This window comes from Acidianus sp. HS-5, assembly GCF_021655615.1.
In the GTDB taxonomy this organism is placed as follows: Archaea; Thermoproteota; Thermoprotei_A; order Sulfolobales; family Sulfolobaceae; genus Acidianus.
This window is the reverse complement of the sequence record NZ_AP025245.1, coordinates 2,322,486-2,345,823: the sequence shown is the minus strand read 5'-3', so window position 1 is coordinate 2,345,823 and position 23,338 is coordinate 2,322,486. Positions and strand designations below refer to the sequence as shown.

Here is a 23,338-nt window from a genome sequence, read left to right as displayed (position 1 = left end):
ACTTCTCTGTATGATAAATGAAACCTCAATGCTTAAAGAGTATTTCTTCTATTTTATATAATGTGGCAAAACAAGTTACGCTCTTTGATTTCTCAATTAAGCAGGATTCAAAACCTAGTGCTGAGAAGGAAGAAGGAGAGGTACAACAGTTTGAAGTTGAGAATAAGAGAGGTCAAATAGAATGGATTAAAGAAGCTAAGGAAGGTAGGACTTACTACTTGCTAGGCGTTGATTATGATGGTAAAAAGGGAAAGGCTGTAATGAAATTGTACGATCCTGAGAGTCAGGAAGCCGCGATACTTTACGATAATACCGGACATAAATCTTACTTTCTAGTTGACTTAGATCCTGAGAAGGTTAGAAAAATGGTTAAAATAATAAGGGATCCATCCTTTGACCATCTAGAAGTCGTAAGTAAAATTGATCCTTATACTTGGAAGCCTATTACTTTGACTAAGATAGTAGTTAAAGATCCTTTAGCAGTTAAAAGAATGAGAAATTATGTACCAAAGGCTTACGAAGCTCACATAAAATATTTCAATAACTATATTTATGATATGCAGTTAATTCCTGGAATGCCTTATAAAGTGAGTAAAGGTAGATTAGAAGTAATAACTCCTAAAGTTGATACTGATGAGGTGACTAAAGCATTCCAGGACTCTGACGAAGTTACCAAAGAAATGGCATTGCAATGGGCTCCTCTTTTTGAGTCTGATATACCATCAATTAAGAGAGTTGCTATAGATATTGAAGTATTTACTCCGATGAAAGGCAGGGTTCCAGACCCATATAAGGCAGAATTCCCGATTATAAGCATATCCTTAGCTGGAAGTGACGGTCTGAAAAAAGTCCTTATAATAGAAAGGGAAGATGTAAGTGAGGGTAATACAAATAATGAGGGAATATCCGTAGAGAAATTCAAAACTGAAAGAGAAATGCTATTGAGGTTTTTTGATATAGTAAGAAACTATCCACTTCTCTTAACTTTTAACGGCGATGACTTTGATGTTCCTTACATTTATTTCAGATCTTTAAAGTTGGGGTTCTACCCAGAGGAAATTCCTTTTGACATTGGAAGTAGGGAAACTAAATTCCTTCCGGGCTTTCACGTAGATCTTTATAGGTTCTTCTTTAATAAGGCAGTAAGGAATTATGCATTTGAAGGTAAGTACAGTGAATATAGCTTAGACGCAGTGGCTAGCGCTTTGCTCGGTATGTCTAAAGTAAAGGTAGATAGCGTAATTAGTGACTTAGATATTTCAAAATTAATTCAGTACAACTTCAGAGATTCGGAAATTACATTGAAGCTAACAACTTTTAATAACGATTTAACTTGGAAATTGATAGCTCTTTTTGCAAGGATATCTAAGCTTGGAATAGAAGAATTAACCAGGACTGAAATCTCAGCCTGGGTAAAGAACCTCTACTATTGGGAACATAGAAGGAGAAATTGGCTAATTCCACTAAAAGAGGAGATTTTACAAAGGTCTTCTACATTAAGGACATCTGCAATAATTAAAGGTAAAGGATATAAAGGTGCTGTAGTGATTGATCCACCGGTAGGAGTTTTCTTTAGTGTCACTGTCTTAGATTTTGCTTCACTGTATCCTTCAATCATTAGGACGTGGAATTTAAGTTATGAGACTGTAGATATTGCAGAATGTAAAAACGTATTTGATGTGAAAGATGAAACGGGGCAAGTCCTTCATCACGTCTGCATGGATAGGCCAGGAATAACTGCAGTTATTACTGGATTACTTAGGGATTTTAGAGTTAAGATCTATAAGAAGAAGTCGAAGCAGAAGGATTTAGATGGAGAACGTAAAATGATGTATGAAGTTGTACAAAGAGGTATGAAAGTGTTTATTAATGCTACGTACGGAGTATTTGGAGCAGAGAGCTTCCCGCTTTATGCACCTGCAGTTGCGGAGAGTGTTACTGCTCTAGGTAGGTTTGTAATTACCAGTACTGTTAAGAGGGCTCAAGAAGTGGGAACCAGAGTACTTTACGGAGATACTGATTCGTTATTCTTATATCAACCAACACAGGACCAATTAAATAGCATAATTAAGTGGGTTAAGGATAATTTTAAGCTAGATCTAGAGTTGGATAAGAGTTATAAATTTGTTGCATTTTCTGGTTTAAAGAAGAATTATTTTGGAATATTTACTGATTCTACATTTGATATAAAAGGAATGTTAGCTAAAAAGAGAAATACTCCAGAATTCCTGAAAGGTGCTTTTAAGGAAGTTAAAGATTTAATGGGTACAATAAATTCGCCTTCAGATTTGGAGAAGGTAAAGAAGGAAATTAGTGAAAAAATAAAGAATGTCTATGAAGGGTTAAAGAATAAGGAATATAATCTTGATGAGCTTGCCTTTAGGGTGATGCTTTCTAAGGATTTAGATTCATATACTAAGAATACTCCTCAACACGTAAAAGCTGCAATGCAGTTAAGAGCTTTAGGTATTCAAGTACTACCTAGGGATATGATATTATTCGTTAAAGTTAAAAGTAAAGAAGGAGTTAAGCCTGTACAGTTAGCTAAGTTGACAGAAATTGATCTAGATAAATATTACGATGCAGTAAAAAGCACTTTTGAGCAGTTATTGAAATCGCTAGGAATTAGTTGGGATGAAATAGCATCAACAATATCTATTGATACATTCTTTAAATTTTAAAAAAGTTTTATTCCTCTTCTTCCTCTCCTTCGTCTTCTCCAGTTTCTTGAGGCTTTTCTTCTGATGTAACTCCTTGAGCATATTCGATTAAATCTTTCTTAAGATCATCATTTAAGTAATAAGATACGACATAAACTCTCTTATCTTGGAAATTCTCTTCCTGCCATATATTATCATAACTTATAATAAATACTGGTATCTTTAATATTGCTGCAGATTTTTCCTTTCCGGCTAAGAAGTTCTTTACTGCCTCGTAAACATCAGGTTTTAGAGGTAAAGGTAATTTTACTTCTTGAGAGTCTTTCATTATTATGAAATCTGATGTAAGCTCGTTCCATTCCTTTAAAGCTTCAATAGCAGTATTTCTTACTACTTCTGCAAGATCTCCTTCTGTCGATTTTTCTGAGGTTATTTTACCGTTTTCACTCTTCAGGATTATAACTTTCACTTATGTTCACCTATAACGTAAAGGTAAACAATATGGTTCATGTTCCCATCTTCAACTTTCACAACCTCTTTGGGTGTCCAACCTCTCATTTCAAATTCATGTGAAACTACTCTTGTTCCTGGCTTGAGCTCTTTTTCTAATTTCGGTTTAAGCATTTCATTAACGTTTGTTAGTAAAAACATTGTAACTACTGTTGCTTCTGATAAATCTATATCAAAAAAGTTGCCTTTTTCAATCGTTACTTTCCCTTCTACACCGTTCTTTTTAACGTTCTCTGAAGCTTCCTTTATTCTTTCATCGTTAATATCAATTCCTACTGCTTTCTTTACATTGAAGTCTTTTGCTGCAGTTATTACAATTCTCCCGTCTCCACAGCCTAAATCATATACTATATCTTCTGGTCCTACCTTTGCTATTTCTAACATTTTCCTTACTACTGGATCTGGTGTAGGTACATATGGAACATGTGGTGTGTATGTCATTTTTACCACTTCAAATAATGTTTATGAAGTTAGGCTTTTTATTTTATTTAGAGCCTCTTCCTTACCCTTTGCTGAGTCTGCTTTCAAATCTGCTCCTAACGGCATTTTTGTTAAGACTGGGACTATTTTGCCGTCGTCTAATTCAACGAGCAGTTGAGGCAACCAGGGCATTCCTAGGTCATCCTTTTCTCCGTAATCTGCTAAAAATGAGTAATCCTCCATTTTAACTTCCTTTTCAATTCCCAGTTCTTTTGATAGCTGATCTGTTACATTTACGAAAGCTTTATGCATTGGATGTGCTTCTGACGTCACGAGGATTAATTTTTTAGCTTTCATATCAATCTCACACTCAATCTCATGAAACTGGTTTAAAACAGTAGTGGTAACAATGATTACGAGGTTAAGGAAGGAAAGTAAAAAAGTATTAAGGCCTATAGCTACTGCATTAGTAAAACTAGGTATAAGAGCTAACGAAATTACAGTTCTCGGCTTAGTTCTTTCAATAGCTTATTTTATTGTAATATACTTAACAAAGAATCCGCTTTTTGGTGCTATATTAGTAGCCTTATCATCTTTCTCTGATGCACTGGACGGAGAAATTGCAAGAATTTCAGGTAGTGCAGGTAGTAAAGGTGCGTTTCTTGATTCGTCTCTTGATAGAATTGAGGATACTCTTTTCTTAAGTTCTTTAGCGTTCTATTTCCAACCAATTCTGGTAGCTCTACTTGTGGGAATATCGTTAATTATTCCTTATTTAAGAGCAAGGGCTGAGGCTTTGGGTATTAAAGCTGAAGGTAGGGGTATAATTGAGAGAGGAGAAAGGATAATCCTTACTTTACTTATACTTATTTTGCTTTTTATTAATTTTCATTTCACAATTTACATTTTTTATATCTTTATTTTATTATCTATAGTAACAGTAATTCAAAGGTTTCAGCTTGTATTAGCTAATTTGCCAAAATAGAGCTGTAAAGGATTTCTAACACCGCACTCTGAAACACATAAGTTCATCTTCTTCAGCTTATCGCAGTTATAGATTATATATCTGGTTTTTCTATCTTTTACAAAATGGTTTAAGAAATCTTCCGGGTTCTGAACGCCTTTGTTCTTCAACATTGTTAGTATTGAATCAGAGCTACTTCCCGTATCTATCATATAGACTGTGAGGATTTTTAGTTCTTCATCATTATTTTTCTCTTTTTTAAACAGTTCAGAAATACAAGGGGGTGTGATGCCTTTCCTTAATAAAAGTAGGTCTTTTATTGTATCTGGAATTTCCGATAAAGGAATAGGCTTTACTAGATTTATCATTTTTTCGTAAATCACTTCTTTTATTAGGCTTAACATTGTTTTTCTATCTATAAAGACATATCCGTCTTTGAGTATCCTTGAGGATAATGAAAAATTTGAATTTTTTCTAAGATTTTTTGTAAGTCTTAAGTAGTCTATAAAATGAATAGCATAGTTTAAAGTTACTTTACCTTTTGTAACATGAAATTCAGTCTTCTTTTTCTCAACTTTTATTCCTAGAAATTTAGCCATTTCAAGCAGATTCTCTTCATCCTCTTTTTCTAAATCTTCGGTAAAAAGTTCGGCTTCTTTTCTGCATACTTTTCCTGCAATCTTTCTGTCTCCTAGTACTGAAAGTATCAAAAGCACTGAATAGAAAAGTAACTGAGGATTTTTAGTATCCTTATAATGCTTTATTTCTTTGTCCTTGATTATGTCGTTTATCCTTTCCTTAGCCTCTTTTATCGTATCTCCATTATTTGAAATTACATCATAAAATGATAATCCACCAAACCTAGAGAGAACTTGCTCTAAACTTACTCTAAACGGATAAGCTTCAGTATTTACTATTGCCACACTTCTATTTATTCTCGCAACTTTTTATAAATCAACTGTGCTTATTAAACCTATGAAAGTTTATGTAGCCTCAGCTTGGCCATACGTAGAAGCAGTACCGCACTTAGGAAATTTAATAGGTTCAGTACTTTCTGCAGATGTTTTTGCGAGATATGCTAGATTAAAGTACGGTAAAGATAATGTAGTTTTTGTAAGCGGAAGCGATGAGCACGGTACTCCTATAGAGGTTGAGGCAATAAAAAGAAAGGTTAATCCTAAAGATTTAACCAACCAGGCTCATGAGTACGATAAGAAGTTATTTTTAGAAGTTTGGAAAATAAGTTACGATAATTATACAAGGACTGAGTCTGAGATCCATAAGAAATTCGTAAAGGAATTCCTCCTAAGTGTTCAAGATTATATCAAAGTTCAGGAAGAAGAAATGCCCTATTGTGAGCATGATAAAATATTCTTGCCAGATCGTTTTATAAAAGGCACTTGTCCCTACTGCGGTTATGAAGACGCTAGAGGAGATCAGTGTGATAGATGTGGGAGATTACTCTCTCCAACTCTCTTAATAAATCCTAGATGCGCAATATGCGGTTCAAAGCCAGTAATAAAGGAGACAAAGCATTGGTTTTTTGACTTAAGTCAATTTTCTGATAAACTGAAGGAATGGCTGGAAAACAATAAGGACATGCCAGAAAATGTAAAATCTGTAGCATTAAGCTGGATTCAAGAGGGACTTAAGCCTAGAAGCTTAACTAGAGACACGTCTTGGGGGATTTCTGCACCTTTTGAAGGTGCTGAAGGTAAAACCATTTACGTGTGGTTTGAGGCCTTGCTCGGTTATATTTCTGCAACAATAGAATACTTTGAGAAGAACGGAAATCCGGATAAATGGAAGGAGTTCTGGTTTGGCGCCGATGTCAAGAGTTATTACTTTATAGGAAAGGATAACATACCATTTCACGCAGTTATATTCCCAGCAATGCTTATGGCGTCTAATAAGGGATACAAGTTGCCTTCAGTTATATCATCAACAGAGTATTTGATGTATGAAGGGCAAAAATTCAGTAAAAGCAGGAGAATAGGAATATGGATAGATGAAGCACCAAAGTTAATGGATGTAGATTATTGGAGATATATACTAATAAGATTAAGACCAGAGGAGAAGGATACAAACTTCTTATGGAGGGAAGTTATTAGAATAATAAATACTGAGCTTAATGATGATATAGGCAACTACGTTAATAGAGTTATAACCATGGTAAACAGGTACTTTAAAGGATATATTCCAAACTTTAATGAGGATAAACTTGACGATGAAGATAGGAAATTCATAGAGCTAGTTAAGAATGCTCCTGTAAGAGTTTCTCAGCTTTTTGAGAAAGGTAAATTGAAGGCAGGAAGTGATGAAATAATAAGGATAGCGAGGGAAGGCAATGCTTACCTTAATCTGAAGGCACCTTGGGATAAAGTTAAAAGCGACATTAAGATTGCTGAGAACACTTTATACATAGCATCAAATTCTGTGAGAGCTTTATCAATCTTACTTTATCCAATAATTCCACTGTCAGCTGAGAAAATTTATAATCAGTTAGGATTTAAGGACATCGATAATGAAAAATGGGACTCTGCAGGAGAATTCATATTAGATCATAATCATAAGGTAGAACAAGCTTCACCGATATTTAAGAAAATAGATCCCAATTTTGAAAAAGAACTTAGTGAAAAATTAGAGATAATTAGAAAAGACTTAGACAATATTAGGCCGCCTTTACTTCGATAGCTTCTTTTCTCGCTACCTCTTTTTCTCCTTCTTCTAATTCTACATAATTCATTACAGGCATGAACGGTCTTCCTTGTCCTTCGTAGAATTTGCTGAACATTTCATAGAAGTGAAGCCTCATATCTTGTATAAATACTATTAAACCTTCTAATGCTATTGCCAGTAAGTTACCTAATGCTATTATTATTCCTGCTATTATGACTGCTGCTGCATAAGGAACTGAACTATACAATACTAAGAGCCCCATATAGCTAAATGCGTAAAGTAAGTAATAATGAGCTAATGCGAACACTAAAATTCTTATAAATGATATAGTATTGGAGAGTAATAATATTCCGGCTTCGAAACCTCCTTCTATAAAACCCATACCTATTGCAGCTCCTAATCCTACGTGACCTTCATGTCTTTTTATTAGGATTACCTTACTTATCCAGTTGTAAATTAATCCTATTTCAACCCATAATATGAGTATGTATGCTAAAGTATATGTTGGTGTTGAAAGATTTGGCGGAAAACTGAATATGTTTGTAAGCAAGCCACCCAGTAAGCACTCTACCTTCCCGAAATAATCAGTTATATCAATAAATCCATATCCAAATAGTATAAGCGGTACTGTATAAAGTATTAACAGCGGTAATTTTTCATATAATAAGAACTCTTGGTCTTTTTTATCTACTGCATTAATTACGCCAAGTAATGAGCTTACGAACAATGCTAGTGCTCCTATAAATATTGATAATATCATTGTATCTTCAATCTCTGTAGATAAAATGGAATAATGACCAAAGGGTATTAAATACTCTAGTGAGTTAGAAACGCTTACCGGAACTGGCCATATGTGGTATAAAGGTCCTACAGGATACTTATTGCTGTTAAATACTTCCCTGGGTCCTCCTACTAATACTGGACCGAAAAATTCTCTAGCTAGCAATCCCGTAATCATTGCAACAATGCTTGAATATATTAATACGAGACTAAGTTTTTCTGTATTTTCACTACCTTTTCTTTTTCCATATTTGTAAAACCAAACTGCAAAAAGAAAGACTACTAAAGCGTTACCGAAGTCTGGAAACATTAACCCAAATAGGATTGGGAAAGTGAATATGAGGAATATAATCGGAGAAATTTCCCAATATGAAGGTGTACCGTAAAGTTCTACTACAGACTCTATTACTCTAATGCTTTTAGGGAGGCTTATCAATGTTGGAGGCTTATCCTTTTCTCCATATCTTCTAGGCATTCTTTCTGTGATGAAAGCTTCTCCTTTTAATTGTTCCTTAATTTTTTTAACTAACTTTGTCGGAGCGTAACCTTCAATCTGCACATAAAACTCTGAGACTCTGGCTCTTGATACGATAGTTAAAGCGTCTCTTATTGTAAGTAATTTTCCGTAAATTTCCTTCACATAACTTTCGCATGCTCTTAATTTTTCCTTCAATTTTGCTCTAGTTTCTTCCAGGATTTTAGTTAACTCGTTAATTTTGGATTGCACTTCATTATAAACTTCATAAGGCGATTTTCCTTCTGGTGTTTCGAAAACTTTTGCTCCTATTTCTTTTTCTATTTTCTCTTTTTGTAACGTATTTTTACGTGAGATGAGAATTACCGCGTAAGTTTTCTCATTTATTTTTCTAGTTAGAGTAAGTGTGCTATCAAACTTTAATTTATCCAATTGATTTGGAAGAACCGTAAGTAAATATATATCAAATAATTTTAAATTGTATAATTTATTCAAATCAACGGTTATATCTTTAAATGGCAATACTTCGTTTAACTGTGCCCTATATAAGTCCAACTCGCTCTTTATTTTACCTATTTCCTCTAGTAAATCCTTATATCTGTCTTCTTCTTTAGAAGCCTCTGCATCTACTTCATCTGCAATTTTATTCCAATCTCCAGGTTTCATTTTCCCCTTTGCTTCTATTGTAACACCTGCTAAGTCCATAATGATTTGGAATTTGTTTAAGTGCTCTTGTATTACTCCGAGTCTTCTTCTAGCATCTTCAAATCTTTCATTAGAGATAGGCTCTTCAGGTTCTTCAGGCTCGAAATTCTGAAATTTTAAAAGTTTAGTAACTACGTCGTTTAAGAGTTCTTTATTAGCTAAAATCTGTACCCTACTCATCTTCTCGGGAAGAATCAATATAGCTCGATATAGAGTATGAGCAATAATTAAAATATTTAATCTACATTACAGATTTGAGAGCATGGGAAAGATTTTGCTTCTTGGAGATAGATATACGGTATCTTTGTTTAGAATGATGGGAGCTGAAGGAAAAGTTGTAGAAGATCCTTATGCGTTAGAAGATGAGATAAAAAATGTTAGAAAAATGGAGGATGTTGATCTAGTTTTAATTACTAAAGATTTGTACGATCCCGTTAGGGAAAAGCTTGATGCTGTTATATCTTCTCAAACAAAACCTTTAATTACAGTAATTCCTTCTCCTTATAGTGAAGCTGAACCTATGGATGTGAAAAAATTGATCTTAAGAGCATTAGGCTTTGGGTGAAAGGGGATGGAATTAAACGATCTATTAGAGTATGCTATTAAAAAAGTTATGGAAGATATAAGGGAAAATTTAGAACAAGCCTTAGCTGAGGCTAATAAAGTAATTGATAACAAGTATAATGATATACTTTCTGATTACGATAAGAAGATAAAAGATTTGATTGCAAAAAGAAAGGAGCAAATAGAAGGAGAGAAAGCTAAACTTGATGTGGAAAATAAGAGGGCAATATTAAATGAGGAGAATTACTGGTTACAGAAGGTTTATGACGAGGTAGTAAAGAACATTAGTGTAGTAACTTCTTCTAAGGAGTATGCGGACGGCTTACAGTCAATAATAAAAAGAGAAATTTCACCTGGTAACAAAGTTAAGATAATATGCAATAAGAGTGACATAGATCTTATCAAGAAGATTCTTAAAGATAGTAAATTAAACGCAGACGTTGAGGTTGATAATAATTTACTCGGAGGCATAAAAATTTATTATTCTGACGTTGGACTAATAAGGGATTATTCGTTAAATCTTATATTAAGTCAAGTTTTTGAATCAGTTAAACCTAAAGTTGCAGAAATATTATTTGGTGGTGAAAATGGTAGGTAAGATAGTTAGAGTAAACGGTCCTTTAGTTATAGCAGATAATATGAAAAATTCTCAAATGTACGAAGTAGTAGAAGTAGGAGAATTAAAGCTTGTAGGAGAAATAACAAGAATAGAAGGAGATAGAGCTTTTATTCAAGTTTATGAAGATACTAGCGGAGTTAAGCCTGGAGAGCCAGTTTACAATACTGGAGGACCTTTATCAGCAGAATTAGGTCCAGGATTATTAGGCAAGATATTTGACGGGTTAGAGAGACCTCTAAGTACTATTGTGGAAGCTACAGGATCTGTTTTTGTTAATAGAGGAGTAAAGATACCTCCTTTAGACAGACAAAAGAAGTGGCATTTCGTTCCTAAAGTCAAGAAAGGCGATAAAGTATCTCCTGGAGATATATTAGGCATTGTTCAAGAAACTTCGTTAATAGAGCATAAAATATTAGTTCCTCCAGATCGTCATGGTGAGGTAAAAGAAATAGTTGCTGAAGGAGATTATACGGTAGAAGATACTATAGCAACTGTAGACATGAATGGTGATCAAGTTTCATTAAAGATGATGCATAGATGGCCCGTAAGAATTCCTAGACCTTATAAAGAAAAACTGGAGCCTTCAGAGCCTTTGTTAACTGGAGTAAGAGTTTTAGATACAGTATTTCCTTTAGCTAAAGGAGGAACTGCCGCGATACCTGGTCCTTTTGGTTCTGGAAAGACCGTAACTTTGCAGAGTCTGGCAAAGTGGAGTTCAGCAAAGTTAGTTATATATGTAGGTTGCGGAGAAAGAGGAAACGAATTAACTGATGAATTAAGATCATTTCCGACTTTGAAAGATCCATGGACTGGAAAGCCTCTGCTTGAAAGAACAATATTGGTTGCAAATACAAGTAATATGCCAGTAGCAGCTAGAGAGGCTAGCATTTATCTAGGTGTAACACTAGGAGAGTACTTTAGAGACCAAGGATATGACACTTTAGTTGTAGCAGACTCAACTACTAGATGGGCTGAAGCATTGAGAGATCTAGGAGGTAGAATGGAGGAAATGCCTGCAGAAGAAGGATTCCCAAGTTATTTACCCTCAAGATTAGCAGAATATTACGAAAGAGCTGGAAGAATAATAACTCTAGGTAATCCTGAAAGATCTGGTTCAGTAACGTTAGCTTCAGCAGTATCTCCGCCAGGAGGAGACTTTACTGAGCCAGTTACAAGCAATACTTTAAGATTTGTTAGAGTGTTCTGGCCATTGGACGTATCTTTAGCTCATGCAAGACACTTCCCTGCAATTAACTGGTTACAAGGATTCTCAGCTTACGTTGATTTAGTAGGCAAATGGTGGAATACCAACGTAGATCCTCAATGGAAGGAAATGAGGGAATTTATGGTAAAAACCTTGATAAGGGAGAACGAATTACAACAAATAGTAAAATTAGTTGGTCCAGAGTCTCTAGCAGAGAAAGATAAGTTAGTTTTAGAAGTTGCTAGGCTAATAAAGGAGGCTTTCTTAAAGCAGAACGCCTTTGACGATATTGATGCTTTCTCTTCTCCGCAGAAGCAAGTTAGGATAATGAAATTAATTTACTTGTATAACAGCCTTGCATCACCACTAGTAGAAAAAGGAGTTTCAGTTAAGAAAATAATAGATAACATAAAAGTAGTATCAGATATTATCAGATCTAAGGCTAGTATTCCGGACAGTGCGTTAGAGAAATATGATGATCTGGAAAAAACATTAAGGTCACAATTTGAACAGTTATCAAAAGAGGTGAGTAGTTAATGGAAACCACTCTTAACGTAAGGGAATTTTCTAATATATCAATGATTAAAGGACCTTTAATGGTAGTTAAAGGAGTAACTGACGCAGGATACAACGAGTTAGTGGAAATTGAAATGGAAAACGGCGAAAAAAGGAGAGGAATGGTAGTAGATAGTCAATTAGGAATGGCAGTAGTACAAGTATTTGAAGGAACTACTGGAATATCCCCTACTGGTACTGACGTTAAATTCTTGGGCAGAGGTTTAGAAGTCAAGATTTCAGATGAGATGCTGGGTAGAGTATTTAATCCATTAGGAGAGCCTTTAGATAACGGCCCTCCGATAATAACTGGAGAGAAGAGAGATATTAACGGTTCAGCAATAAATCCTGCAGTTAGAGATTATCCCGAAGAATTTATCCAGACAGGAATATCTGCAATTGATGGGTTAAACTCACTACTGAGGGGACAAAAATTACCAATTTTCAGCGGTAGCGGATTACCTGCAAATACATTGGCTGCTCAAATAGCTAAGCAAGCAACTGTAAGGGGAGAAGAAAGCAACTTCGCAGTAGTTTTTGCAGCAATAGGTATAAGGTATGATGATGCATTATTCTTTAGAAAATTCTTCGAGGAAACCGGTGCAATAAACAGAGTAGCAATGTTCATGACGTTAGCTAATGAACCTCCAGTAGTTAAGATTTTGACTCCTAGAACAGCATTAACTTTAGCAGAGTACTTAGCCTTTGAAAAGGACATGCATGTCCTTGCTATATTGATTGATATGACAAACTATTGCGAATCTCTGAGAGAAATAAGCGCCTCAAAGGAGGAAGTACCTGGAAGAGGAGGATACCCAGGTTACATGTATACTGATTTAGCAACAATATATGAGAGAGCTGGAAAAGTAAGGGGGAAGAAAGGTTCCATTACTCAAATGCCAATATTAACGATGCCTAATGACGATATGACACACCCTATTCCAGACTTAACTGGCTATATAACTGAAGGTCAAATAGTACTAGATAGATCCTTGTACAATAAAGGAATTTATCCCCCTATTAATGTGCTAATGAGTTTATCCAGACTAATGAAAGATGGAATTGGAGAAGGAAAAACTAGGGACGATCATAAGGACGTTGCAAACCAATTGTTTGCAGCCTATGCAAAGGCTGTGGATACTAGAGGTCTTGCTGCAATAATAGGAGAGGACAGCTTATCAGAAACTGATAGAAAGTATTTGCTGTTCGGAGATGCGTTTGAGAGAAAGTTTGTAAATCAAGGAGTTAATGAGAATAGGGATATAGAGACTACTCTAGATATAGGATGGGATATATTATCTATATTGCCTGAGAGGGAATTGACTAACATAAAAGATGCATACATTAAGAAGTACCTTCCGACATATCGTGGTAAGAAATGAGTTCAAATAAGGTTTTACCCACTAAGCTGAACCTTATTAGGTTTAAGAGTGAGTTAAAGCTAGTATCAACAATAAAAAGACTGTTGGAAAGCAAAAGAGAAGTTTTACTTATTTATTTAAGGACTTATGCGGCAGAATATGAGAAACTATATAATGAAGTTAACGAAGCTTTGAAGAAGACTTACAATAGTTATATGCAGGCTGTTGTTGATGAAGGAATGACTACTATTGAAAAAATTGCAGATTCTCAATCTCATTCCCTCTCGGTATCCAGTTCATTGAAGGTTATTTTTGGAGTTAAAATTCCTGTTATTCAACTTAATGAGAGTTCTATTCCAGAGAAACCCTTTAGCGAAGTTGAAACTTCTCCTTATCTTTCTGAGGCTTATGATGAAATGAGAGATACGCTACTTAAGGTCGTTCAATTAGTTGAGTTAGAATCAACTATTAGATCTTTAGCTGCGGAATTGAGGAGAACGCAAAGGTTGATAAATGCTATAGATACTTCTATTCTTCCATTCTATAGAAGTTCTGTGAAATACATAAAATCGGTTTTAGATGATAAAGCTAGAGAGGAATTCGTAAGGCTTAAAATTACAAGAAAAATACTTGAGAGGAGGAGAGAAAGTGGAGAGTGAAGCTGAGAAATACTTGAATAACATAAAGACAATTCTAGATCAAAGGAAGAAGGAAAGTTATCTTCAGTTACAGAAGAAGTTTGATGAGCTTATACAGAATAAGGAAAAACAACTAGAAGACATTAAGAGAAAGGCTTTAAAGGAAGTATCAAAATAATTGGTGGTGATAAATTATGAAGAGAATGAGTTCCGCAATTTTGTTACTTTCGTTATTTTTAGGAATGTTAACGGCAATACCAGTAGGCGCAGCAACGGGTTATAGCAGTCCTCAAGGATTTGAAGGAGTCAACATAGGTGCAGGATTAGCTATAGGCTTAGCGGCAATAGGCGCAGGAGTTGCTGTAGGTATGGCTGCTGCAGCAGGTATTGGAGTTTTAACAGAAAGAAGGGACATGTTCGGTACAGTACTGATCTTCGTTGCAATTGGCGAAGGAATAGTGGTATACGGGCTAGTGTTCGCAGTATTGATGTTGTTCGCACACGTGTAAAAACATATAAAAATTTTTTAGGTTATCCTATTTTCTTTTCTCAATGCAAATTCCTAGAGAAAAATGGAGGAACAATTTTAGCGAATGGTTCGATAATGTAATTTCTCAAGCTGAGATATACGATTACGGAAGGTATCCTATAAAAGGAATGGGCGTATGGATGCCCTACGGTTTTAAGATAAGGCAGAACGTTATTGACATCATAAGGAAGTATTTAAATGAAACTGGACATGAGGAAGTTCTCTTTCCACTATTAATCCCAGAATACTTGCTTAGAAAAGAAAGCGAGCACATTAAAGGTTTTGAAGGAGAAGTTTACTGGGTTACTAAAGGTGGAGAAGAGGATTTAGATATAAGGCTAGCATTAAGACCAACTTCCGAAGTTGCAATAACTTACATGGAATCTTTATGGGTGAAGAGCTATAAAGAACTACCAAAGAAGTATTATCAGATTGTAAGTATTTTTAGATATGAGACAAAGGCAACTAGAGCAATGATAAGATTGAGGGAAGTTACAACTTTTAAGGAAGCTCACACATTGCACGTTAGTTATGAGGACGCGGAAAGGCAGGTGAAAGAGGCTATAGATATTTATAAGAAAATATTCGATACGCTTGGTCTACCTTATATACTATCAGAAAGGCCAGAATGGGATAGGTTTGCAGGAGCAGAGCATACTTACGCTTTTGATACGCTAATGCCTGACGGTAAGGCATTACAGATAGGTACAGTTCATCACTTAGGTCAGCACTTTACTAAAGCTTTGGATTATAAAATACAAAAGGCAGATGGTTCATTAGATTATCCTTATCAAACTAGTTATGGAATTTCCGACAGGGCAATTGCTGTCTCAATAGCAATAAATGGCGATGATCATGGACCAATTATAAGTCCGGTCATAGCTCCAATTAAAGTAGTTATAATTCCTATACCTGCTAAGACTGAAGAGAATGCTAAAAAAGTTGAGGATTACTGTACAGAAGTTAAAGAAAAACTTACTTCTGCAGGTATTTCTGCTGTTGTCGATTTTAATAAAGAGAAGACTCCAGGGGAGAAGTTCTATTATTGGGAAATGAAAGGAGTACCTCTTAGGATAGAAATAGGATTGAGGGAAGTTAATAACTCGACAGTAACTATAAAGAGAAGAGATACCTTAGAGGCTAAAGTTGTGAAGAAGGACGAGTTAATACAAGCTATTAATGATATGCTTTCTTCTCTATCAGAAGATCTGAAGAGGAGAGCATGGGAATTCTTCAATTCTAAAATTTTGTACACTACAGACATGGGCGAGGCTAAAAAGATTCTTGATAATAATGGCGGAATAGTAGAAGTACCTTGGTGCGGTGAGAATTCCTGTGGATTAAAAATTGAGGAAGAGCTTAACGCTAGAGTGCTAGGATATCCAGAAGAGCCTAAAAAGACTAATGACGTTTGTGTTATATGTAAAAAACCTTCAACTAATGTTCTAAGAGTAGCAAAAACTTATTAGATATTAGATAGCCATTTTAATTGGGTGCTAATTTGCCAAAGAAGAGAGAAAACAGAGGTAGAAGGAAAGGCGACAAAGGTCATGTCGGTTATGTAACTTGTGATAACTGTGGAGCAAGAGTTCCAGAGGATAAGGCAATATGTGTTACAAGGATGTATAGTCCAGTAGATGCTACATTAGCAAACGAATTAGAGAAGAAAGGGGCAATAATCCCTAAGTATCCAGTGAGGAAATGCTACTGTATCAATTGTGCAATACACTTTGGAATAGTAAAGATAAGAGCAGAGAATGAAAGGAAAACAAGACCTACAACTTACTTCTAATAAAAGTTTTTAAATCTACTAGCCATTCTCTTTTTTATGAGACTATACGAGCTATCATTTAATGAAATCGAGGAATTCTTCTATAAACTCGCTGAAGTAAGGGATGTAATAAAAGATTCTGGCTTAATGACTTTCCTTCCAGAAAAGGAATTACCTGAGATTGCTACAGGGACTGCAAGAGTAAAACATGCTTTTCCAATATTCCAAAAAGGAGGAGTAATAATGGATGTTACTAATGTTGAGCAGGCAGGAATTGCTGAAGACGCAGGAGCAACTTCAGTAATGGTTTTAGATAAACTACCTTACGATGTTAGGAAGTCTGGTGGAGTAGCTAGAATGGCAGATCCTAAAATTATAGAAGAAGTAATGAATTCAATAACAATTCCCGTAATGGCAAAAGTTAGGATAGGTCATTATTATGAAGCTAAAATTCTTGAGGCTTTAGGAGTTGATACGATAGATGAGAGTGAAGTCTTAACTCCAGCTGATGAAGAGCACCACATCAATAAGTGGGAATTTAAAGTTCCATTCGTAAACGGTGCAAGAAACTTAGGAGAAGCGTTGAGAAGGATAAGCGAAGGAGCATCAATGATAAGGACTAAAGGCGAGGCAGGAACAGGAAACGTGAGTGAAGCTGTAAAGCATATGAAGATAATTAATGCAGAGGTAAATGCGCTAGTAGGAATGAATGAGGAAGATAGGGTTAAGAAAGCTAGAGAATATCAAGTTCCTTATCAGCTAGTGGAGCTAACCGCAAAAATAAAGAGACTTCCAGTAGTAAACTTTGCAGCAGGAGGTATAGCTACTCCAGCAGATGCAGCACTAATGATGTGGTTAGGAGGGGATGGAGTGTTTGTTGGCTCAGGAATATTTAAGAGTCAAGATCCAGCAGAAAGAGCAAAAGCAGTAGTGCTAGCTGTAGCAGGCTGGGAATATCCAGAAGTAGTTTTGGAAGCACAAAAGATGATTAATGAACAAAAATCAATGATGGGTATAGATATAAAGTCGTTAAAACCAGAGGAATTACTTCAGGTGAGGGGTCAATGAAGATAGGCATTCTTGCATATCAAGGGAGTTTCGAGGAGCACGCACTTCAAACTAAAAGAGCACTAGATAAACTAAAAATAGATGGAGAAGTAGTTGCAGTCAAGAAGGTTAGTGATCTAGATGTTGACGGAATTATCATTCCCGGAGGAGAAAGCACGACAATAGGCGTTATAGCGCAAAGAATGGGAATTTTGGAGTCGTTAAAGGAAAAGATTATGGAAGGATTGCCAGTTTTAGGTACATGTGCAGGTGCAATAATGCTTGCTAAAGATGTTACTGATGCTAAGGTAGGTAAGAAATCTCAACCGTTAATAGGTATAATGGATGTCTCAGTAATAAGGAATTATTATGGTAGGCAGAGGGAGAGTTTTGAGGCTAATATAGATTTAAGGAGTATAGGCGGAGGAATAGAGAAGGTAGTTTTCATAAGAGCTCCAGCCATAGTTAAGGTCTACGGTAGTGCGAAATCTTTATCTCAATTCAAAGATACTTACGTCATGGTACAAGAGAACGGCTTATTAGCCACTACCTTCCATCCAGAGCTTTCTGGTACTACTATTATTCATGAATACTTCATTTCAATGATTAAGAAATAGTTTTTTATTTTACATTTGAAACTATTTTACGTAGTGGGGAACATAGTATTGAGTGAATTATTAGTCGACAAGTCTGCCTTATTGCTGGGTGTTTCTAAATATATTGAAAAGGGTTTGATTAACGGTAATATTCTTATTCATAGGGCTTTGTTGTCTGATTTGGAGAAGGAGACTAAGGAAGGCCTAATTTCTGGAGAAATCGCGTTAGATGAAATAGAGAAAATTAGAAAAATTTCTGAAAGATATTTATTCTCCGTAGAAATAGTTGGCGAGCCAAGCTCTAATGTAGATAATGCTTTGAGGGAATATTGCTCGCAGAGGGATTGCAGCATAGTTACTGCTGATGAGATTCAAAAGCAAATATGCTCTTATTTAGGCGTTAAAGTAGTTTACTTACAACCTTTTGAAGGTTCATTAAGTGTAGAGAAGTTTTTCGATGAAAATACAATGAGTGTCCACCTTAAAGAGGATACAATACCTAAGGCTAAAAAAGGTAAGCCCGGAAGCTGGCAATTCGTTAATCTTTCAAATACTCCAATGACCGAAGACGAAATTAAAGGCCTTGTAGGTGAGCTTATAAATGAAATAAAATACGTTAAAAATTCGTTTATAGAAATAGAGAGGAAGGGGTCTACTATTGTACAGTTAGGAAATTATAGAATAGTAATTACTAGACCACCTTTAAGCGATGGCTGGGAAGTAACAATTACAAGGCCGGTAACTAGAAAGAACCTTGAAGATTATAACTTACCCGAGAAGTTGATAGAGAGATTGAAGGAGAGAGCTGAAGGAATTCTCATAGCAGGTTCTCCCGGTATGGGTAAGACTACTTTTGCGCAAGCGTTAGCTGAGTATTACATGAAGCTCGGTAAGGTAGTTAAGACTATAGAATCCCCTAGAGATATGCACTTACCTCCAGATATAACTCAGTATTCCAAAAATTATGCAGAGATAGGAGAGCTTCACGATATCCTATTATTAAGCAGACCAGATTATACGGTGTATGATGAGATGAGGAATGATGATGATTTCAGACTTTACATAGATTTAAGATTAGCAGGAATAGGAATGATAGGAGTAGTTCACGCTACTACTCCAATAGATGCAATACATAGGTTCCTTAATAGAGTTGATTTAGGTACAATTCCCGGAATTTTAGATACTGTAATTTTCATAAATGAAGGAAATGTAAATAAGGTTTATAGTTTAGAAATGACGGTTAAGGTTCCTTTAGGATTAAGAGAAGCAGATCTAACTAGACCCGTAGTTGAAATTAAGGACTTTCTAACTGATCAAGTTGAATACGAGATTTATGTGTTTGGAGAACAGACAATGATAGTCCCAGTATCTAACACTAGAGGAGGAGGAAATAGTGTTGAGAATAAGATAACTAGGACAGTTACAGATAGTATACCTGGAGCCGAAGTTAAGTATGAGAATGGTGAATATGTAATAACTATTCCAAAAACTGAAATAGGAAAATTTAATAGAAGATTAAATTCGAAATTGAGAAAACTGGAGAAAAAGCACGGAGTAAGGATAAGGATAAGATTAGGAGATTCAGATGAAGAAGTCTAATGTTTTACTGAACTTTGCTTCTACGTATCTTACCAAATCCTCTAAACTAAGTCCTTCTTCAATGACTTCTTCGTCTGCAACGTAATTTCCACTTTCAGTTACTCTTAATTTATTAAATGGTATGAATTTAAGGAATTTGGGAAACTTAACTGCTAAAAATAACTCTCCTCCACTCTTTTTCGTGAAATTAATTATTCCTTCTGCTTGGCTTTTCGTAACATATACTTTGTTCTTTTCCTTTCTGCTCTTAACCTCAATAAGTAAAATTATTCCGTTTTTTATCGCTATAATATCAGGTATGGAATCTTTTCTTTTGCTACCGCTTGCTGGAGCTCTAACTACTGCAAAACCTCTATCCCTAAGGGAAGAAAGTATATAATGTTCTACACTAGTTCCTCTTCTTTTCCTTTCATTCACAAGAATAATTAAAAAATCTAAGATTTAGGTTTTCCTCTCTCTATAATCTCCTTTAACCTTTTCCTAGTTTGTTCTTCTAAGCTATTATCTATTTCTTCAATACCCTCCTTTATTGTAGGACTTCCCCTATTGTATTCCTCTATCCACTCTTCTGCAAACTTCCCTGACCTTATTTTTTCTGCAGCTTCCAACATTCTCTTCCTCACTTCCTCATTTATTACAAACTTACCTACTGTCAAACCTCCATATTTTGCTGTGTCCGAGACTGCCTTAAGCATTCCAGGGAAACCCTTATCGTAAATTATGTCCACAATCATCTTCATTTCATTAATAGTTTCAAAGTATGCAACTTCGGGTTGATAGCCTAATTCAACTAGTGTTCTAAAAGCAGATCTCATTAGTTCCATTACTCCTCCTACTAATGTTGTTTGCTCTCCGAATAGATCAGTCTCTGTCTCTTCCTTGAACGTAGTCTCTATTACGCCTGCTCTAGTAGCTCCTAAACCTTTTGCAATTGCTAAAGCTTTTTCCATAGCTTTTCCTGAAGGATTTTGTTGTACTGCTACGAGTACTGGAACTCCTCCTCCTTTAGTGTAAAATTCTCTTACAGTAGCTCCAGGCCCTTTAGGTGCAACCATGTAAACGTCGCTATTAGCAGGGGGATCTATTAGCTTATAATGAATATTAAAGCCATGAGCAAATACTAGGTCTGCTCCTTCTTTCATGTTAGGTTGAACTTTTTCTCTATATACATATCTCTGAACCATATCTGGAATTAGGAATATTATTACATCAGCTTGTTTTACTGCCTCTTCTGTGTGAACTGGTTGGAAGCCGTCTTGAACTGCTTGTTTCCATGAATTTCCTTCTCTTTCTAGTCCTACTACTACGTTAAGTCCGGAATCTCTTAGGTTTAGTGCCCATGCTCTGCCTTGATTTCCGTAACCTAATATTGCAATTTTTTTATCTTTTAAAGGATCTAAACTTGCGTCTTGATCTGTATACATTTTAGCCAATTTTTTCACCCCAACTATATGTTGTTACTTTTGTATAAGATGGAATTAAAAACGAATCGTTTTGACAAGGAACTAATTTACCGTCATCTAGGACTTCAACTTTTTCCACATCTACTGTCTTACTTAAGTTAAGTATTGCTAATTGAGTATTCTTAGTCTCTCTTATCATCAAGTAAACCTCGTATAGACCATCGTCTGACATCCTCCTTGCTGTAATCCAATCGATATCTACCCACAGTTTCCTGAATGTACTGATTACTCTTTCTAAAAATCCTGGATCTCTATAATATCCAGTTACTTTAACTATTTTTCCTTGGGTCACTTACTATCACCTGTTTCAGTTTTCCTCCTGGAGGTAATGTAGGTAGCGCTAATTCATTTTTATCTATAGGTAATCTGATAACTGTAGGCATATCTTCCTTTATTGCAGTTTTTATTGTATTTTCTAGTTCTTCGTAGCTATCAGCATTAAAGCCTAGAGCACCGAAAGATTCTGCATATTTAACAAAGTCTGGAGATGGGCCGTACTCTACTCCAACAATTCTCTTATTCTGGAATAGGTCTTGTACTTGTCTTACTAAACCTAAAGATCTATTGTCAAATACTACAGAAATTACTGGGATATGTTCATCAACTGCAGTAGCTAAGTTATTTCCTGTCATCATGAAGGATCCGTCTCCATCTAAGTCTACTACAACCTTATCTGGTCTAGCTAATTTTGCACCCATTGCGGCTGGTAATCCGAAGCCCATAGTTCCCATCCCTGTAGAGGATAAGAATGTCCTCGGCTCTAGAACTTCCCAGAATACTTCAGCCCACATTTGATGCTGACCTACTCCTGTACTTACTATTGCGTCCCTAGGAATTGCATTCCTTATTGTTTTTAATGCCTTCCACGGTTTTATTTTACCTGGCTCATCTGGATAATAGAATTGAGCATAATAATCTTTCAATTCCTTCACTCTTTTCATCCATGCAGATCTATCCTTTTTCATCCCAACTTTAATTACTGCATTCAGAAGTTCTCTAGTTAGAGTTTTCGCATCTCCATACATTGCTACGTCAACTTTAAACGCTCTTTCTGCGTCAGTCGGATCCAAGTTTATCATTATAAACTTCTTTTTGGTTTCTACCATTTCATCGTAAGAAGTAAATGTTCTATCACTTAGCCTTGCACCTATTATTAGCATTACATCTGATTCTAATGCTGCAAGCGACGCCTCAGCTCTTCCGTAATATCCCATAGGTCCTGCATATAATGGGTGATCGTGCGGAATTGCAGACTTTCCTGGCAGAGTTGAAACTATTGGGCAGATTAATGTTTCAGCTAAGTTTAATACTTCTGGAGTAGCGTTAGACCACGTAACTCCTGTTCCTGCTAATATTATAGGTTTTTCTGCGTTGACTAGTATTTCCGCTGCTTTCTTCAGTTTTTCTTGGTCTATGACAGTTCTGAATGGCTTATATCCTCTTACCATAGGTTTTTCAGGCCATTCTACTTCATCCATTTTCTCTAATTGCACATCTCTAGGAATATCTACAACTACTGGTCCTGGTCTTCCTGTGGTAGCAATATAGAATGAGTTCTTTATCCATAATGGAATTTCGCTTACTGTCTTTAATTGCACTACGTACTTTGCTATATCTTTAAATATTCCGGGTTGATCCGATTCTTGGAAAGCCATTTTTCCTATTACTGATCTGTTAACTTGCCCGGTAAGCGCTATTATTGGCGAACTATCCCAATAAGCAGTTATTACCCCAGTTACTAAGTTAGTTGCTCCTGGACCGGATGTTGCAGTTACTACTCCTGGAAAGCCTGAAACTCTTGCGAAACCATCTGCAGCATGAGTAGCTCCTTGTTCATGTCTCATTAGTACGTGCCTTATTTCTTGGTTCTGTATCTCGTAATATAATTCATCATAGAACGGCATATTATATAATCCTGGAATGCCGAAGATTACCTTTACTCCTTCTCTTTTTAATGCTTCTACCAGAATCCTGGCTCCACTAGGCAAAATTTCTCACCTTTTCCTTTTTTAGAAGAACTAATTGATTGACCTGGAAATATTTTAGAAAATTTATTGAATTTGGAGGGTATGACCACCTATCATCTTTTTCACGACTTAGCAAATATACCGTTAAACTTTTAAGCTTTACCTTTTCTCTTTAAAGATTCTAATAATAGTTTTTTAACTTTTTAAAAAGTTATGTATCTGTAAGCTTAAA

General features: G+C 35.6%; 24 protein-coding genes. 15 read left to right on the top strand and 9 right to left on the bottom strand.

The window, feature by feature from the left end:
* The first annotated feature begins 62 nt into the window (after positions 1 to 62).
* Positions 63 to 2,681, top strand: coding sequence for a DNA-directed DNA polymerase I (locus HS5_RS12975; RefSeq protein ID WP_236751788.1), 2,619 nt, complete (start codon positions 63 to 65; stop codon positions 2,679 to 2,681).
* A gap of 7 nt (positions 2,682 to 2,688) precedes the next feature.
* Here the strand turns inward: HS5_RS12975 and HS5_RS12970 are convergent, their stop codons facing one another.
* From HS5_RS12970 to HS5_RS12960, 3 genes are read right to left on the bottom strand one after another with little or no spacing between them, the layout of a single operon-like run.
* On the bottom strand, positions 2,689 to 3,129 hold the full coding sequence (locus HS5_RS12970; protein ID WP_236751787.1) for a DUF2286 domain-containing protein: 441 nt from the start codon (positions 3,127 to 3,129) through the stop codon (positions 2,689 to 2,691).
* On the bottom strand, positions 3,126 to 3,611 hold the full coding sequence (locus HS5_RS12965) for a protein-lysine N-methyltransferase (protein ID WP_236751786.1): 486 nt from the start codon (positions 3,609 to 3,611) through the stop codon (positions 3,126 to 3,128). Before HS5_RS12965 ends, HS5_RS12970 begins: the two co-directional genes overlap by 4 nt.
* A gap of 21 nt (positions 3,612 to 3,632) precedes the next feature.
* A complete protein-coding gene (locus HS5_RS12960; protein ID WP_236751785.1) occupies positions 3,633 to 3,947 on the bottom strand; it encodes a hypothetical protein in 315 nt (104 codons plus the stop codon).
* 52 nt (positions 3,948 to 3,999) lie between these two features.
* Here HS5_RS12960 and pgsA point away from each other — a divergent pair, with 52 nt between their 5' ends.
* The gene (pgsA, locus tag HS5_RS12955; RefSeq protein ID WP_236751784.1) at positions 4,000 to 4,575 is read left to right on the top strand and encodes an archaetidylinositol phosphate synthase; all 576 of its coding nucleotides are present in this window, start codon (positions 4,000 to 4,002) and stop codon (positions 4,573 to 4,575) included.
* On the opposite strand, the gene HS5_RS12950 is transcribed toward pgsA, so the two are convergent.
* The gene (locus HS5_RS12950; protein ID WP_236751783.1) at positions 4,545 to 5,477 is read right to left on the bottom strand and encodes a DNA primase regulatory subunit PriL; all 933 of its coding nucleotides are present in this window, start codon (positions 5,475 to 5,477) and stop codon (positions 4,545 to 4,547) included. The two genes, pgsA and HS5_RS12950, sit on opposite strands and share 31 nt — an antisense overlap.
* A 52-nt stretch (positions 5,478 to 5,529) precedes the next feature.
* Between HS5_RS12950 and metG the strand changes: the two genes are divergently transcribed.
* On the top strand, positions 5,530 to 7,248 hold the full coding sequence (gene metG, locus HS5_RS12945) for a methionine--tRNA ligase (RefSeq protein ID WP_236751782.1): 1,719 nt from the start codon (positions 5,530 to 5,532) through the stop codon (positions 7,246 to 7,248).
* Here the strand turns inward: metG and HS5_RS12940 are convergent.
* Positions 7,226 to 9,391, bottom strand: coding sequence for a V-type ATP synthase subunit I (locus HS5_RS12940; RefSeq protein WP_236751781.1), 2,166 nt, complete (start codon positions 9,389 to 9,391; stop codon positions 7,226 to 7,228). The two genes, metG and HS5_RS12940, sit on opposite strands and share 23 nt — an antisense overlap.
* A gap of 64 nt (positions 9,392 to 9,455) precedes the next feature.
* Here HS5_RS12940 and HS5_RS12935 point away from each other — a divergent pair, with 64 nt between their 5' ends.
* From HS5_RS12935 to HS5_RS12880, 12 genes are read left to right on the top strand one after another with little or no spacing between them, the layout of a single operon-like run.
* Positions 9,456 to 9,758 (top strand): V-type ATP synthase subunit F, encoded by a 303-nt coding sequence (locus HS5_RS12935; protein WP_236751780.1) that lies wholly within the window; start codon positions 9,456 to 9,458, stop codon positions 9,756 to 9,758.
* A gap of 6 nt (positions 9,759 to 9,764) precedes the next feature.
* Positions 9,765 to 10,355: a V-type ATP synthase subunit E gene (locus HS5_RS12930; RefSeq protein ID WP_236751779.1), complete on the top strand. Its 591-nt coding sequence runs from the start codon at positions 9,765 to 9,767 to the stop codon at positions 10,353 to 10,355.
* Positions 10,345 to 12,117, top strand: coding sequence for an ATP synthase subunit A (locus HS5_RS12925; protein WP_236751778.1), 1,773 nt, complete (start codon positions 10,345 to 10,347; stop codon positions 12,115 to 12,117). The genes HS5_RS12930 and HS5_RS12925 overlap by 11 nt, the downstream gene beginning before the upstream one ends.
* Positions 12,117 to 13,517 carry a V-type ATP synthase subunit B gene (locus tag HS5_RS12920; RefSeq protein WP_236751777.1) on the top strand — a complete coding sequence of 467 codons (1,401 nt, stop codon included), beginning with the start codon at positions 12,117 to 12,119 and terminating at the stop codon, positions 13,515 to 13,517. Before HS5_RS12925 ends, HS5_RS12920 begins: the two co-directional genes overlap by 1 nt.
* On the top strand, positions 13,514 to 14,155 hold the full coding sequence (locus tag HS5_RS12915) for a V-type ATP synthase subunit D (protein ID WP_236751776.1): 642 nt from the start codon (positions 13,514 to 13,516) through the stop codon (positions 14,153 to 14,155). Before HS5_RS12920 ends, HS5_RS12915 begins: the two co-directional genes overlap by 4 nt.
* On the top strand, positions 14,145 to 14,312 hold the full coding sequence (locus HS5_RS12910) for a hypothetical protein (protein WP_236751775.1): 168 nt from the start codon (positions 14,145 to 14,147) through the stop codon (positions 14,310 to 14,312). Before HS5_RS12915 ends, HS5_RS12910 begins: the two co-directional genes overlap by 11 nt.
* Positions 14,313 to 14,337: 25 nt before the next feature.
* Complete coding sequence (locus HS5_RS12905; protein ID WP_236753589.1) at positions 14,338 to 14,643, top strand: V-type ATP synthase subunit K; 306 nt, start codon at positions 14,338 to 14,340, stop codon at positions 14,641 to 14,643.
* A gap of 43 nt (positions 14,644 to 14,686) precedes the next feature.
* Complete coding sequence (proS, locus tag HS5_RS12900) at positions 14,687 to 16,132, top strand: proline--tRNA ligase (RefSeq protein WP_236751774.1); 1,446 nt, start codon at positions 14,687 to 14,689, stop codon at positions 16,130 to 16,132.
* Positions 16,133 to 16,164: 32 nt separating this feature from the next.
* Positions 16,165 to 16,455, top strand: coding sequence for a 30S ribosomal protein S26e (locus HS5_RS12895; RefSeq protein ID WP_236751773.1), 291 nt, complete (start codon positions 16,165 to 16,167; stop codon positions 16,453 to 16,455).
* Positions 16,456 to 16,491: 36 nt separating this feature from the next.
* A complete protein-coding gene (gene pdxS / locus HS5_RS12890) occupies positions 16,492 to 17,502 on the top strand; it encodes a pyridoxal 5'-phosphate synthase lyase subunit PdxS (RefSeq protein WP_236751772.1) in 1,011 nt (336 codons plus the stop codon).
* The gene (gene pdxT / locus HS5_RS12885; protein WP_236751771.1) at positions 17,499 to 18,098 is read left to right on the top strand and encodes a pyridoxal 5'-phosphate synthase glutaminase subunit PdxT; all 600 of its coding nucleotides are present in this window, start codon (positions 17,499 to 17,501) and stop codon (positions 18,096 to 18,098) included. Before pdxS ends, pdxT begins: the two co-directional genes overlap by 4 nt.
* Positions 18,099 to 18,146: 48 nt before the next feature.
* Complete coding sequence (locus HS5_RS12880; RefSeq protein ID WP_236751770.1) at positions 18,147 to 19,676, top strand: PINc/VapC family ATPase; 1,530 nt, start codon at positions 18,147 to 18,149, stop codon at positions 19,674 to 19,676.
* Here the strand turns inward: HS5_RS12880 and hjc are convergent.
* From hjc to HS5_RS12860, 4 genes are read right to left on the bottom strand one after another with little or no spacing between them, the layout of a single operon-like run.
* Positions 19,659 to 20,093, bottom strand: coding sequence for a Holliday junction resolvase Hjc (hjc, locus tag HS5_RS12875; protein ID WP_236751769.1), 435 nt, complete (start codon positions 20,091 to 20,093; stop codon positions 19,659 to 19,661). The two genes, HS5_RS12880 and hjc, sit on opposite strands and share 18 nt — an antisense overlap.
* A gap of 17 nt (positions 20,094 to 20,110) precedes the next feature.
* Complete coding sequence (gene ilvC, locus HS5_RS12870; RefSeq protein WP_236751768.1) at positions 20,111 to 21,118, bottom strand: ketol-acid reductoisomerase; 1,008 nt, start codon at positions 21,116 to 21,118, stop codon at positions 20,111 to 20,113.
* Positions 21,102 to 21,431 carry an ACT domain-containing protein gene (locus HS5_RS12865; RefSeq protein WP_236751767.1) on the bottom strand — a complete coding sequence of 110 codons (330 nt, stop codon included), beginning with the start codon at positions 21,429 to 21,431 and terminating at the stop codon, positions 21,102 to 21,104. Before HS5_RS12865 ends, ilvC begins: the two co-directional genes overlap by 17 nt.
* On the bottom strand, positions 21,409 to 23,127 hold the full coding sequence (locus HS5_RS12860) for an acetolactate synthase large subunit (protein WP_236751766.1): 1,719 nt from the start codon (positions 23,125 to 23,127) through the stop codon (positions 21,409 to 21,411). Before HS5_RS12860 ends, HS5_RS12865 begins: the two co-directional genes overlap by 23 nt.
* Between the last annotated feature and the right edge of the window lie 211 nt (positions 23,128 to 23,338).

What these genes read in the sequence shown, in the direction of transcription:
- HS5_RS12965 (WP_236751786.1), bottom strand. Translation starts at nt 3,611, where the DNA reads ATGACATACACACCACATGTTCCATATGTACCTACACCAGATCCAGTA.
- HS5_RS12960 (WP_236751785.1), bottom strand. Translation starts at nt 3,947, where the DNA reads ATGAAAGCTAAAAAATTAATCCTCGTGACGTCAGAAGCACATCCAATG.
- pgsA (WP_236751784.1), top strand. Translation starts at nt 4,000, where the DNA reads ATGATTACGAGGTTAAGGAAGGAAAGTAAAAAAGTATTAAGGCCTATA.
- metG (WP_236751782.1), top strand. Translation starts at nt 5,530, where the DNA reads ATGAAAGTTTATGTAGCCTCAGCTTGGCCATACGTAGAAGCAGTACCG.
- HS5_RS12935 (WP_236751780.1), top strand. Translation starts at nt 9,456, where the DNA reads ATGGGAAAGATTTTGCTTCTTGGAGATAGATATACGGTATCTTTGTTT.
- HS5_RS12930 (WP_236751779.1), top strand. Translation starts at nt 9,765, where the DNA reads ATGGAATTAAACGATCTATTAGAGTATGCTATTAAAAAAGTTATGGAA.
- HS5_RS12925 (WP_236751778.1), top strand. Translation starts at nt 10,345, where the DNA reads ATGGTAGGTAAGATAGTTAGAGTAAACGGTCCTTTAGTTATAGCAGAT.
- HS5_RS12920 (WP_236751777.1), top strand. Translation starts at nt 12,117, where the DNA reads ATGGAAACCACTCTTAACGTAAGGGAATTTTCTAATATATCAATGATT.
- HS5_RS12915 (WP_236751776.1), top strand. Translation starts at nt 13,514, where the DNA reads ATGAGTTCAAATAAGGTTTTACCCACTAAGCTGAACCTTATTAGGTTT.
- HS5_RS12905 (WP_236753589.1), top strand. Translation starts at nt 14,338, where the DNA reads ATGAGTTCCGCAATTTTGTTACTTTCGTTATTTTTAGGAATGTTAACG.
- proS (WP_236751774.1), top strand. Translation starts at nt 14,687, where the DNA reads ATGCAAATTCCTAGAGAAAAATGGAGGAACAATTTTAGCGAATGGTTC.
- pdxS (WP_236751772.1), top strand. Translation starts at nt 16,492, where the DNA reads ATGAGACTATACGAGCTATCATTTAATGAAATCGAGGAATTCTTCTAT.
- pdxT (WP_236751771.1), top strand. Translation starts at nt 17,499, where the DNA reads ATGAAGATAGGCATTCTTGCATATCAAGGGAGTTTCGAGGAGCACGCA.